The organism is Saccharothrix xinjiangensis, from assembly GCF_039527585.1.
Classification (GTDB): domain Bacteria; phylum Actinomycetota; class Actinomycetes; order Mycobacteriales; family Pseudonocardiaceae; genus Actinosynnema; species Actinosynnema xinjiangensis.
In genome coordinates, this window is record NZ_BAAAKE010000014.1 from 212,503 (window position 1) to 226,994 (window position 14,492).

Below are 14,492 nucleotides of genomic sequence, written 5' to 3' on the forward strand. Positions count from 1 at the left end.
GCACCCGGCATGAGCACGCCCGGAGGTTCGCCCGACAGGACCGAGGCGCTGTCCGACGTCAAGCAGGAGCTGCTGAGCAGGTGGCTGTCCGGCGGTCGGTCGACCCGCGAGGGGATCCCCCGCAGGTCGACCGGCCCGGCGGTGGAGGCGTCCTTCGCGCAGCGGCGCATGTGGTTCCTCGCGCAGGTGGAACCGGACAGCCCCTTCTACAACATGACCATGGCCGTCCGGGTGACCGGCGACCTGGACGTGCCCGCGCTGCGCGCCGCGCTGGAGCGGCTCGTCGCGCGGCACGAGTCGCTGCGCACCGGGTTCGACGTCGTGGACGGGCAGCCGAGGCAGGTCGTCCGGCCCGAGGTCGAGCTGCCCCTCACGGTCGAGGAGCACGCGGGCGCGCCGGTCACCGGCGACGACCTCGGCGACGAGGTGCGGGCGTGGCTGCGGGCCCGCTCCCGAGAGGTCTTCGACCTCACCCGGGCGCCCCTGGCGCGGTTCCACCTGCTCCGGGTCGCGCCGGACTCGCACGTGTTCCTGCTGGCCATGCACCACATCATCGGCGACGGCCGCTCGCTGGGCGTGCTGTTCGGCGAGCTGACGACGCTGTACCAGGCGTTCCGGGCCGGCGACGGCGACCCGCTGCCGCCGGTGCCCGTCCAGTACGCCGACTTCTCCGAGTGGCAGCGGCGGCGGTTCGGCGACGACGGCCTGCGGGACCAGCTCGGGTACTGGCGGGACCGGCTCGGCGGCGAACCGCCGCGCCTGCGGCTGCCCACCGACCGCCCCCGGCCGGACCGGCAGACCTTCCGCGGCGCCGGCTGCCGGTTCGCCGTGCCGCGCCCGGTGGCCGACCGGCTGCGGGAACTGGCCCACGAGGCGGACGCCACGCCGTACATGGCGCTGCTCGCGGCGTTCAAGGTCCTGCTGCACCGCTACACCGGGCAGACCGACCTGGTCGTCGGGTCCGTGGTGGAGGGCCGGGACCGGCCGGAGACCCGGTCGGTGATCGGCCTGTTCGCCAACACCGTCGTGCTGCGCACCGACCTGGGCGGGCTGCCCACCTTCCGGGAGGTGCTGGCCGAGGTGCGGCGCACCTGCCTCGGCGCCTACGCCAACCAGGACCTGCCGTTCGACCACCTCGTCGCCGAGCTGAGGCCCGAGCGCGACCTCGGCGACAACCCCCTGTTCCAGGTCATGTTCGTCATGCAGCACCCGCCCGCCGTCGGGCGGATCGGCGACCTGGACGTGCGGGTCGCCGACGCCGGCACCACCTCCGCCCAGTTCGACCTGACCCTGCACTGCTGGGAGGCCGCCGGGCGCGTCGAGGGCGTGCTCACCGGCAGCCTCGACCTGTTCGAGCCGGGGACGACGGCCAGGGTCGTCGGGCACTACGAGTCGCTGCTGACCGCCATCGCCGAGGACGCCGGGCGACCGCTGCACGAGCTGACCCTGATGTCGGCGGCGGAACGGGCGCTCGTCACGCCCGAACCCCCTCCCCCGCCGGTCGGCACGGGCGACGGGGGACCGCTGCTGGACCCGCTGCGGGCGTCGGCGGCCCTCGCGCCGGGGCGCGACGCGGTGCTGGACGGTGGCACCCGGCTCGACCACCGGTCGCTGTGGGACCGCGCCGAGGGCTTCGCCGGACGCCTGCTCGCCGCCGGCGTGCGACCCGGCACGCGGGTGGCCGTCGACCTGCCGCTGTCCTGGCGACGCGTCGCGGCCGTGCTGGGCACGCTCCTCGCGGGCGGCGCGTGCGTCCTGTTGGACCCCGGCCACCCGACGGCCTTCCGGCAGCGGGTCGCGGCGCGGGCGGGCGCGTCCGTCGTCCTGCGCGCCGACGACCGCCCGGCCGGTGCGCTCGACGTGCTGACCGTCGACGACACGTGGTTCACCTCCCCGTCGCCGGGGGCGGTGCCCCGGTATGACGACGCGGACGCGCCCGCCCTGGTGTGGGCGCGCCCCACCGGCCCCGTGGTCGCGACGCACGGCCAACTCGCCGCCGAGCTGCGCGCGCTGGGCGAGCGCTGCCCGCTGACCGCGGCCGACCGCGTGCTGCCGGCGACCGGGGCGGGACCGCGCCCGGAGCTGTGGTCGGTGCTGTGGGCGCTGGCCGCCGGCGCCGCCGTGGTCGTCCCGGACGAACCCGACCCGGGTCCGGCCGCCCTGCGGCGGCTCCTGGAGCGGCGCCCGGTCACCGCGGCGCACCTGCTGCCGTCCACGCTGGCCGGCCTGGGCGACACCGGGACCTGGCCGGCCGTCCCGCGGCTGGTCCTGACGGGCGGGGAGCCGCTGCCGCGGCGGGTGGCCGAGCACGTGCCCGCCGGGCTGCACCACCTCTTCGCCCCGGTCTCGACGCCGGGTCACCTGGCCGTGCACCGGGTCCGCGCGGACGACGCGCGGGGCCCGGACGAGCCGGTGCCGTTCGACGGCGGCGCCTCGCCGTGGTGCGTGGTGGACGGGCACGGCCGGGTCGTGCCGGTCGGGGTCGTCGGCGACCTGGCGGTGCGCACGGGCGACGGCGTCGTGCCGGTCGGTGGGCGCGGCCGGCGGCTGGCCGACGGCGCGCTCGTCCCGGAGTGGCCCGAGTCCGGCGCACCGCTGGTGGCCGGCGAGGAGCTGCCGCTCGCCGAGCTGCGGGACGCCCTGCTGGAGCACGACGGCATCGCCGACGCCGAGGTCCTCGTGCGGCGGACCACCGGGGGCGCCACCGAGCCGGTGGCCTACGTCGTGCCGACCGGGCCGTGGCGCCCGGGACCCCTCCGCGCGGCGCAGGCCGCCGCGTGGCCCGCGCGGTGGGCGCCGCGCGCGCTGGTGCCGGTCACCGCGATCCCGCTGACCGCGGCCGGGTTGCCCGACCACGTCGCGCTGAGGGCGCTCCCGGTCGTCGACGACGACCTCGCGGCGGGCTGGGAGCGGCTGCTGGCGGAGCGGCCCGGCGTGCTGCGCGCGGCGGCGGTGGTCGAGGAGACCGCCACCACCGCGCCCCGGCTGCACCTGGACGACCTGGGCGTGGCCCGACCCGCTCACGGCGCCGCCGACGCCGGGGCCGGGGCGGCGCCGGTCGTCGACCGCGTCGAAGCGCCCGGCGACCACGAGGGCGCGCCCGACTCGATCAGCCACGGCGGCCCCGCGCCCGAGCCGACCGTCGCCACGCTCGGCGAAGCGCTGCTGCGCGCGGCGACGGGCGCCGGCGAGGTCGTCTACGTGGGCGCGGACGGCGGCGAGGACCGCGTGCGCTACGACGAGCTGCTGGACGAGGCGTCCAGGGTGCTCGCCGGGCTGCGGGCGGCCGGGCTGGCGCCGGGCGACAAGGCGATCTTCCAGTTCGCGGACAACCGCGACTTCGTCACCGCGTTCTGGGCGTGCGTGCTCGGCGGCGTGGTCCCGGTGCCCCTGGGGGTGCCGCCGGGCTACCAGGAGGCCGGCAGCGGTCTCGCGCGGCTGGAGAACGCCTGGAGGTCGCTGGGCCGGCCGTGGCTGCTGACCGACCGGGAGCGGGCGGGCGGCGTGCGCGCCGCGGCCGCGGCGCGGGACTGGGGGCCGGTGCGCGTCGGCGTCCTGGAGGAGCTGCGCGCGGGAACGCCGGACCGGCGGTGGCACGCGGCGTCGCCGGAGGACCTCGCGCTGCTGCTGCTGACCTCCGGCAGCACCGGGGTGCCCAAGGCCGTGGCGCTGCGCCACCGCAACGTCCTGGGCCGGTGCGCGGCCACCGCCGCGATGAACGGCTTCCACGCCGGCGACGTGTCGTTCAACTGGATGCCGATGGACCACGTCGGCGGCATCGTCATGTTCCACGTCCGCGACGTCTACCTGGGCTGCCGGCAGGTGCACGCGCCCACCCAGCGGGTGCTGGAGGACCCGGTCCGGTGGCTCGACCTGGTCGACCGCCACCGGGCCACCGTGACCTGGGCGCCCAACTTCGCCTACGGCCTGGTGACCGACCGCGCCGCAGACTTCGCCGGCCGCGGCTGGGACCTGTCCTGCCTGCGGTTCATCCTCAACGCCGGCGAGGCGATCATGGCGCGGGTCGCGCGGGGCTTCCTGGCCGCGCTGGAGCCGTTCGGGCTGCCCGCCACGGCCATGCGCCCGGCGTGGGGCATGTCGGAGACCTCCTCCGCGGTGACCTACTCCGACGCCTTCCGGCTCGCCACGACCAGCGACCAGGACGCCTTCGTCGAGGTCGGCCGCCCGGTGCCGGGCACCGCCGTCCGGATCGTCGACGGCGACGACCGGCTCGTCCCGGAGGGCGCGACCGGCAGGCTCCAGGTGCGCGGGCCGACGGTGACCGGCGGCTACCACGACAACCCGGAGCAGAACGCGGCGTCGTTCACCGCCGACGGCTGGTTCGACACCGGCGACCTCGGCCGCCTGCGCGACGGCGCGCTGACCATCACCGGGCGCGCCAAGGACGTCGTGATCATCAACGGGGTCAACCACTACAGCCACGAGATCGAGGCGGTGGTCGAGGAGGCGCCGTGCGTCGAGCGGTCCTTCACCGCCGCCTGCACGGTCCGGGACGGGACGAGCACGACCGACCAGCTCGCGATCTTCTTCCACCCCCGGCCCGGGTTCGACGAGCGCGCCGCGGTCCTGGAGGTCCGCGCGAGGGTCGTGCGCGAGATCGGCGTCAACCCCGACCACGTGCTGCCGGTGCCGCGGGAGGCGATACCCAAGACCGAGATCGGCAAGCTCCAGCGGAGCCTGCTGCGCGAGCGGTTCCAGGCCGGCGGGTTCGAGCCGGTCGTCCGGCGCGTGGACCTGCTGCTGGGCCGGGACAACACCATCCCCCACTGGTTCCACCGGCAGGTCTGGCGACCGCGCGCCCTCTCCCCCGCCGGCGCGCCGGCCGGCGGGTGGCTGGTCTTCCTCGACCGGGACGGCCTGGGCGAGGCGGTGCTCGGCGCGCTGCCCGACGCGGTCCGGGTCGAGGCGGGCGCCGGGTTCGAGCGGGTCGACCGCGGGCGCTACCGGGTCGACCCGGCCGACGCCGACCACCACGACCGCCTGTTCGCGTCGCTGGCCGACGACGGCGTCGAGGTCGACGGGGTGCTGCACCTGTGGTCGTTCGGCGGCGCCGGGTTCCCCGCGCCGCACGGCGTGCTGCACCTGCTGCGCGCGCTGGCCCGGCATCCGGGGGAACGGCGCGTCGACGTCGTCGTGGCGGGCAGCGGCACGATGGCCGTGGACCCCGGGGACGCGGTGGACGCGGACCGCGCGGCGGTGCGCGGGTTGCTCAAGAGCGCGGCGGGTGAGGCGCCGGCGCTGCGCTGCCGCCGGGTGGACCTCCCGGCCGACGACCCCGCCGGGGCCGCGCGGGCGCTGGTCGCGGAGCTCGGCGGCGGGACGGCGGAGCCCGAGGTCGCCTACCGCGGCGGCCGGCGGCTGGTACCCCGGCTGGCGCGGGTGCCGCTCCCGGTCGACCCGCCCGGCGGGTCGCCGATCCGCCGGGGTGGGCGCTACCTGGTCACCGGCGGCCTCGGCGGGCTGGGCGCCCTGCTGTGCCGGCACCTGCTGACCGCCCACGACGCGCGGCTGCTCGTCGTGGGCCGGTCGGAGGTCCCGGAGCCCTCCCCCGCGCTGGAGTCGCTGCGGCGGCTCGGCGAGGTGCGGTACGCGGCGGCGGACGTGACCGGCGCGACGGCGCTGCGCGCGGCGGTCGACGCGGCCGAGGCGGGGTGGGGCGGGCCGCTGGACGGCGTCTTCCACCTCGCCGGGCGGTTCGCCGAGCACCTGGTGGCCGAGGGCGACGTGGCGCTGTTCGACGAGGTGTACGCCCCGAAGGCGGCCGGCGCGCGGGCGATCGGGTCGCTGCTGGCGGACCGGACGGGCTGCCTGGTCGTGTGCTTCTCGTCGGTGAACGGCTTCTTCGGCGGCGCGACGGTGGGCGCCTACGCCGCGGCCAACAGCCACCTGGACGCGTTCGCGCACGCCCAGCGCGCCCGCGGGCACGACGCGCGGTCGATCGCGTGGAGCATGTGGGACGACATCGGCATGAGCGCCGGCTACCAGGCGGCCGAGCTGTCCCGGGCGCGCGGCTTCCAGCGGATCACCGCCGCGCAGGGCATCGCGTCGCTGGAGGTGGCGCTGCGCCACGACGAGCCGTACGTGGTGGTCGGGGTGGACTCCGGCAACCCCGCGACCCGCGCGGTCGTGGCGGCCCCGAGCCGCCCGGTGCTGGCGCTCACCGGCTACGTGGCGGGCGGCGGCGTCGAGCCGTCGCGGGGCGAGGAGGTGCTGACCGACCGGTACGGCGGCACGGCGGTGTGCCGGGTCGTGCCGCGCGACGCGCTGCCGACCACCGGGACCGGCGAGGTCGACCGCGAGGCGCTGCGGCGGGACTCCCGCGCGGAGTCGCACCGGGACGACGGCACCCCGCCCCGGACCGCGCTGGAGCGCGAGATCGCCGAGGTCTGGTGCGAGGTCCTCGACCTGGAGCGGGTCGGCGTCCGCGACGGCTTCTTCGACCTCGGCGGGCACTCGCTGCGCATGACGCAGCTGGCCCACCGGGTCCGCGAGCGGCTGGGCGTCGAGCTGAGGCTCGCCGAGCTGTTCCGGGAACCCACGGTGGAGGGCATGGCGCGCTCGGTCGAGCGGGCGCGCGACGGTGGCGCGGCGACGACGCCCGACCTGCTCGCCGAGGCCGAGCTCGACCCGGTGATCACCGCGCCCGGCCCGCCCGACCTCGCCGCCGCCCGCGATCCCCGGCACGTCGTCGTCACCGGGGCCGCGGGGTTCCTCGGCGCGTTCCTGCTCGACGAGCTGCTGGCGCGGACCCGGGCCACGGTCTGGTGCCTGGTGCGGGCCGACGACGCCGACCGGGCCGAGGCGGAGCTGCGCGCGGCGCTGCGCCGCTACCGGCTGCCCGCCGAGGCGGAGGTCGGCGGGCGGGTGCGCGCGGTGCCGGCCGACCCGGGCGCGCCGCTGCTCGGCCTGGGCGCGGCGGAGTTCGACCGGCTGGCGCGGGAGGCGGACCTGGTCGTGCACGCGGAGAGCGCGGCCAACCTCGCCGCGGGCTACGAGAGCCTGCGCGGCGTGAACGCGGGCGGCACCCGCGAGGTGCTCCGGCTGGCCGCCCGCCACCGCGCCGTGCCGGTCCACCACATCTCGACACCGGGCGTGCTCTTCGACCGCCGCCGCCCGGCCGAGGTCCTGTTCGAGGACGCGCAGGTGGCGCCGGGCGACGTCGTCGAGTCCGGGTACGTGCGGACGAGGTGGGTCGCCGAGCAGCTGGACCGGACCGCGCGGTCGCGCGGCCTGCCGGTGTCGGTGTACCGGCCGGCCCGGGTCGGCGGCGACTCCCGCACCGGCGCGGGCAGCCCGGACGCCTCCCTGTGGCAGTCCCTGGCCGCCTGCGCGGAGCTGGGCGTGGTGCCCGAGGTGGAACCGGGGGCGGGCGTCGACCTCGTCCCGGTCGACCACGTGGCCCGCGTGGTCGTGTGGCTGGCCCTGAACCAGGACTCGCCCGGCGGGTCCTACCACCTCGCGCCGACCGCGCCGGTGCCGCTGGAGCTGGTCGTCGAGCGGCTGCGGGCCGCCGGGTACCGGCTCACCGAGGTGCCCTACGCGGACTGGGTGGCGCGGATGTCGACCGGGGGCGGCGGGGCGAACGGCGCCGGCGCGAACGGCAGCGGGACGAATGGCCACGCGGCGAACGGCGCCGGCGCGAACGGCAGCCGGGCGTCGGTGGCGACCCTGCTCGACGTCGCCGCCGACGGGATGCCGGCGTTCGGCGGCGTGCGCCTGGACTGCCGCAACACCACGGCCGCGCTCGCCGGGTCGGGCCTCTCGTGCCCGGTCGTCGACGCGTCGGTGCTCGACCGCTACCTGCGGCACTTCATCGACACCGGCGCACTCGTCCCACCCGTGCGCGACACGCAGACGACGAAATCGGGGGAACCGCACCATGGCGTCCAGTGAGCGCGACCGCGCCCTGATCGCGGACGATGTGTGCCGCATCGTCGAACGGCTGGCCAAGTACCCGGCCGGCGCCGTCACGCCCGACGACTCGCTGCTCGCCGTCGGGCTCAGCTCGCTGGCCGCGATGGAGCTGGTGACGCTGATCGAGGACGAGTACCGGGTCGGCATCGCCGAGGAGGTCTTCGGCGAGAACCCCGCCATCCGCGACATCGCGGGCCGGGTCGCCGCCCTGCGGGCGACCGGCGGCGACGCCCCGCCCCGGGCGGCCGGTCCACCGGCCGCGGCCGACCCCGCCGGGCGGTTCGAGCCGTTCCCGCTGACCGACGTGCAGCACGCCTACTGGCTCGGCCGCTCGGAGCTGTACGAGCTGGGCTCCGCCACCAGGCTCTACCTGCGCTTCACCGACGCGGACTTCGACCCGGCGCGCACCGCGTCGGTGCTGCGCGCGCTGGTCGAGCGGCACCCGATGCTGCGCGCGGTGGTGCTCGCCGACGGCACGCAGCGGGTGCTGGAGACCGTGCCGGAGTTCACCGTGCCGGTCGAGGACCTGTCCGCGGAGTCCGGTGACGACGCGGCGGCGGTCACCGCGCGGGTGGCGGACGTCCAGGAGGAGATGTGCCTCCGGGTGCCGCCCGCCGACCGGTGGCCGCTGTTCGACCTGCGCGCGCAGCTCCTGCCCAGCGGGCGGGCGCTGGTGCACCTGACCCTGGACCTGCTGGTCCTGGACGCGCACTCGATCCGCGTCGTGCTGCGGGAGTGGGCCGCCCTCCACGCCGACCCCGGCGCACCGCTGCCCGCGCCGGCCGCGGAGTTCCGGGACTACGTCACCGCGCTCGCCGCCGTCGAGCGGACCGGCGAGTTCGAGCGCGCCCGCCGCTACTGGACCTCGCGGGTCGACACCCTGCCGCCCGCGCCGGAGCTGCCGCTGGCCGCCGCGCCGTCGGCGGTGCGCGCCCGGTTCGGCCGGCGCGGGTTCCGGCTGGGCGCGTCCAGGTGGGACCGGCTGCGGGAACGGGCCGCCGAGCACGGGCTCACCCCGTCCGGGGTCCTCGCGGCGGCGTACGCCCTGGTGCTGTCCGCGTGGTCGAAGGAACCCCGGTTCACCCTCAACGTCACGGTCGGCGACCGCGTCGGCGCGCACCCGGAGTTCGAGGGCGTCGTCGGCGACTTCACCTCGCTGGTGCTGCTGGAGGTCGACGCGTCGACCGGGTCGGGCTTCGCGGAGTTCGCCGCGGCGGTGCGGGACCAGCTCCGCCGGGACCTGCCGCACCGGGCGTTCAACGGGGTGCGGGTGCTGCGCGAGCTGGCCCGCGCCCACGGCCCGGAGCGGTCCCGGATGCCGGTGGTCTTCACCAGCCTGCTCGACCGGCCGTTCCTGGCCGTCGGGGACGAGGTGCCGGGGCTCGGCGAGCTGGTGGCCGCCCAGTCCCAGACCGCGCAGGTGCACCTGGACAACCAGGTGCAGCAGCAGGGCGACGAGCTGGTGGTGTGCTGGGACGCGGTCGAGCCGCTGTTCCCGCCCGGCCTGCTCGACGACCTCGTCGACGCCTACCGGGACCTGCTCGAACGGCTCGCGGACGACGGGGGCGCGTGGCGCGCCGGACCGGACCGGGCCCTGCTGGTGCCCGAGGCCCAGCGCCGGCTGGTGCGGGAGGTGAACGCCACCGGCGTCCCGCTCCCCGACGGGCTGCTGCACCGGCCCGTCGAGGAGGCGGCGGACCGGCACCCGGACCGGGTGGCCGTCGTCTCCGGGGACCGCTCGCTGACCTACGGCGAGCTGCTGTCCCGGTCCCGCCGCATCGGTCGCGGGCTGCGCGAACGCGGCGCCGTGCCGGGCGAACTGGTCGCGGTCTGCGCCGACAAGGGCTGGGAGCAGGTCGCCGGCGTGCTCGGCGTCCTGCTGTCCGGCGCGGCGTACGTGCCCGTCGACCCGGCGCTGCCCGCCCACCGGCGGACCACGCTGCTGACGCGCACCGGGGTGCGCGTCGTCCTGGGCACGCGCGCGGTCCTGGACCGGGTCCGGGAGTGGCCGGCGGGCGTGGAGCCGCTCGCCGTCGACGACGAGGACACCTGGGCCGGCTGCGACGACGCGCCGCTGCCCGCGGCGCAGGAACCGACCGACCTGGCCTACGTGATCTTCACGTCCGGCTCGACCGGCGAGCCCAAGGGCGTGATGATCGAGCACCGCGCGGCGCTGAACACCGTGCTCGACGTCAACACCCGGTTCGGCGTCGGCGGCGAGGACCGCGTGCTCGGGCTGTCGGCGCTGAACTTCGACCTGTCGGTGTGGGACGTCTTCGGCACCCTGGCCGCGGGCGGCGTCCTGGTGCTGCCCGAACCGGGTGGCGAGCGCGACCCGCGCGCCTGGGCCGAGCTGGTCCGCCGCGAGGGCGTCACGGTGTGGAACTCGGTGCCGGCGCTGCTGGAGCTGTTCTGCGACCACCTGGAGCAGGCCGGCGAGGGCCCGGTGGGCACGCTGCGGCTGGCCATGCTGAGCGGCGACTGGATCCCGGTGGCGCTGCCGGGCCGGGCGCGGGGGCTGGCGCCCGGGATGCGGGTGATCAGCCTGGGCGGCGCCACGGAGGCGTCGATCTGGTCGATCCACCACCCCGCCGACGACGTGCCGCCCGACCAGCCCAGCGTCCCCTACGGCCGACCGCTGGCGAACCAGACCTTCCACGTGCTCGACCACGCGCTGGCGCCCCGGCCGGTGTGGGTGCCCGGCGAGCTCCACATCGGCGGCGTCGGCCTCGCCCGCGGGTACTGGCGGGACCCGGAGCGCACCGCCGCGAGCTTCATCGTCCACCCGGGCACCGGCGAGCGGCTGTACCGGACGGGCGACCTCGGCTGCTACCTGCCCGACGGCTCCATCCGGTTCCTGGGCCGGGAGGACTTCCAGGTCAAGGTGCGCGGCCACCGGATCGAGCTGGGCGAGGTCGAGTCGGCGCTCGCCGCGCACCCGGCGGTGGGCGCGGCCGTGGTGACCGCGCTGCCCCACGCCGACCGGCCGGGCTACCGCGCGCTCGCCGCGTACGTCGTGCCGAACCGGGCCGGGACACCCGACCTGTCGCGGGCCGAGCGGCTGCTGTCCCGGCGGGACCGGCACGACGACGACGGCCGCGAACGGGTCGCGCTGCACACGCCCGAGGTCACCGACGAGCTGCGCGACCGGTACGCGAGGCGGCGCACCGATCGCCGCTTCCTGCCCGAGCCCGTGACCCTGGCCGAGTTCAGCGACTGCCTCAACACCCTGCGCGAGATCGAGCTGGACGGCTTGCCCAAGCTCCGGTACCCCTCCGGCGGCAGCCTCTACCCGGTCACGACCTACGTGCACGTCGCGCCCGGCCGGGTCGAGGGGATCGGCGGCGGGGCGTACCGCTACGACCCGCGCGAGGGCTGCCTGGTCCTGGTCGGCGAGCCGGGCGAGGCGCGGGCGATCGACCGGTCCGCGCACGCGGAGCACAACCGGGAGCCCTTCGACACCTCGGCGTTCTCCCTGTTCCTGGTGGCCGACCTCGCGGTGGTCGAGCCCGCGTACGGGGAGCTGGGCCGCGACCTGTGCCTGCTCGAAGCCGGGTACATGGGACAGCTGCTGATGGAGTGGGCCGCGACGACCGACGTCGGCCTGTGCCCGGTGGGCGCCCTGGACTTCGAGCCGGTCCGCGAGCTGTTCGGGCTGGGTCGGGACCAGGTGCTCGCCCACACCGTGCTGGGCGGCCGGGCGGACAAGTCCCGGCCGGCCGGCGCGCCCGCCGACGACCGGGGCGCTGCGGGCGACCGGGCGGCGGGCGACCAGGCCGCGGGCACCCCGGAGGCACTGCGGGACTGGCTGTCGACCCGGTTGCCGGAGCACATGGTGCCCGCCTACTTCGTCCGGCTGGACGAGCTGCCGCTGAGCGCCAACGGCAAGGTCGACCGGGGCCGGCTGCCCGTGCCGGTCGGCGAGGGCGACGACGAGGGCGTGGTGGGTCCCCGGTCGGCGACCGAGGGCTGGTTGGTGTCGGTGTGGCGCGAGCTGCTGGGCGTGCCGGTGGTCGGGGTGCACGACGAGTTCTTCGAACTGGGCGGCGACTCGCTGACCGCCACCCGACTGGTCTCCCGCATCCGCGGCGAACTCGACGTCGACGTGGCCCTGCGCGACGTCTTCTCCGCCGGGTCGGTCGCCCGGATGGCCACGCTCGTCGACCGCAACCGGCTGGCCGAGGGCATCGCGGACGTCCGGCTCCCGGCGGCCGCGTCCGGGTCGTCGACCGACCGGTACGAGTGGTTCCGGCTCACCGACACCCAGCAGGCGTACTGCCTGGGCCGCACCGGCGACTTCGAGCTGGGCAACGTGTCCACCCACGTGTACCTGGAGTTCGACGCGACCGGGTTCGACCTCGGCCGGTTCGAGGACGCCTGGCGTCGGCTGGTCGACCGGCACGACGCGATGAGGCTGGTCATCGACGTGGAGCTGGGGCGGCAGCGGGTCCTGCCCGAAGCCGGGCCCTGGGAGTTGGCGGTGCGGGACCTGCGCGACGCCGACGCCGAGGCGGTGGACCGCGAGCTGGCCGGCATCCGCGACCGGCTCTCCCACGAGGTGCGGCCCGCCGACGAGTGGCCGCTGTTCGACGTGAGCGCCAGCCTGCTGGCCGGCGGCCACACCCGCGTCCACCTCAGCATGGACGCGTTGATCTGCGACTTCGCCAGCTGGCACGTGCTGTTCGACGAGCTGTCGCGGCTCTACGTGGAACCCGGCGTCGACCTGCCGCTGCCGGGGCTGTCGTTCCGCGACTACGTCGCCACCGAGGACCGGTTGGCGGGCACGGAGCTGGAGGAGCAGAGCAAGCGGTACTGGCGGGAGCGGGTCGCCGAGCTGCCGCCCGCGCCCCGGCTGCCCCTCGTCGTGGACCCCAGGGCCGTCACCGAGCCGCGCTTCGCCAGGTACGCGCGGATCGTCGACCACGGGACCTGGTCGGCGTTGCGCGGTGCGGCGGGGGTGCGGGGGCTCTCGCCGTCGGGCCTGCTGCTGGCGGTGTTCGCCGAGGTCCTGGGCCGGTGGAGCGAGAGCAGGCACTTCACCCTCAACGTGCCGCGGATGAACCGGCTGCCGGTGCACGACGACGTCGACCGCGTCGTCGGACAGTTCGCGTCCTTCACCTTCGTCGAGGTCGACAACCGCGAAGCCGCCCCGTTCGACGTGCGCGCACGCCGGTTGCAGGAACAGCTCTGGCAGGACCTGAGCTACCAGCACGTCTCCGGCGTCTGGATCCTGCGCGAGCTGATGCGCCAGCAGGGCGGCTTCGACCGCGCCCTGATGCCCGTCGTCATGACCAGCGCCCTGGCCCTGTCGGGTGGCCGCGTCCCCGAGCTGGCGGAGATCCTGGAGCCGGTGTTCGCGGTCTCCCAGACGCCGCAGGTCTGGCTGGACTTCCAGGTCGAGGAGCACCCCGACGGGCTCAACCTGCACTGGGACGTGGTGGAGGAGCTGTTCCCGCCCGGCGTGGTCGAGGACATGTTCGCCGCGTTCACGTCGGTGCTGCGGCGGCTCGCGACCGACGAGGGCGCCTGGTCGGGCGCCGACCCGATCGGCCCGGTGCCGGGTCGGGTCTGCGCGGGCCCGGACCGGGTGGTCGAGGACGACGCCCTGGTCCAGGACCTGTTCCTCCGGCAGGTGGAGGCGCACCCGGACCGGACCGCGGTGGTGGCGGCGGACCGGTCGCTGACCTTCGCCGAGCTGCACGCGGCGGCCTGCCGGGTCGGCTGGTGGCTGCGCGGGCGCGGAGCGCGGGTCGACCACCCGGTGGCCATCCTCATGGACAAGGGCTGGGAGCAGTTCGTCGCCGCCTACGGCGTCCTGTTCAGCGGCGCCCCGTACCTGCCGGTCGACGCCGGGCACCCGGCCGAGCGGATCCGGCGCGTCCTCGACAACGCCGGCGTGGAGCTGGTGCTGACGCAGACGACCGTGCTGGAGCGGGGCCTGGTCCCGGAGGGGGTCGCGCACCTGTGCGTCGACGCGCCGCTGCCGGAGGACCTGCCCGCGGAGCCGCTGCCGGTGGAGTCCGATGGCCGCAGCCTGGCCTACGTGCTGCTCACCTCCGGTTCGACCGGGACGCCCAAGGGCGCGATGATCGAGCACCGCGGCGTGGTCAACGCACTGCGCGAAACGATCGACGAGTTCGACATCGGCCCGGACGACCGCGTCCTCGCGTTGACGGGCCTGCACCACGACATGTCGGTGTTCGACGTCTTCGGCGTCCTCGGCGCGGGCGGCACGGCCGTCGTCCCGGAAGCCGCGAGCTCCCGCGACCCCGCCCACTGGGCCGAGCTGATCAGCCGGCACGGCGTCACCCTGTGGAACTCCGTCCCGGCCATGATGGTCATGCTGCTGGAGGACGTCGACGGGGACCGGCTGCGGTCGTTGCGCGCGACGCTCCTCGGTGGTGACCGGATCCCCCTGACATTGCCCGACCGCATTCGCCGCCACGCGCCGGACACGACCATCACCAGTGTGGGTGGACCCACCGAAACCACCCTCTGGAACATCTGGCACCACATCCACCAAGTCAAACCCGAATGGCGAACAATCCCCTACGGCA

The 14,492-nt window shown here is 76.3% G+C and carries 2 protein-coding genes; both read left to right on the forward strand.

The features are described 5' to 3' along the window. Positions 1-9 precede the first annotated feature (9 nt). The gene (locus tag ABD223_RS26140; protein WP_344039152.1) at positions 10-7,914 is read left to right on the forward strand and encodes a thioester reductase domain-containing protein; all 7,905 of its coding nucleotides are present in this window, start codon (positions 10-12) and stop codon (positions 7,912-7,914) included. After that, positions 7,901-14,492: amino acid adenylation domain-containing protein (locus ABD223_RS26145; RefSeq protein ID WP_344039153.1), on the forward strand; the 6,592-nt coding region annotated here is incomplete at its 3' end. The genes ABD223_RS26140 and ABD223_RS26145, both read left to right, overlap by 14 nt.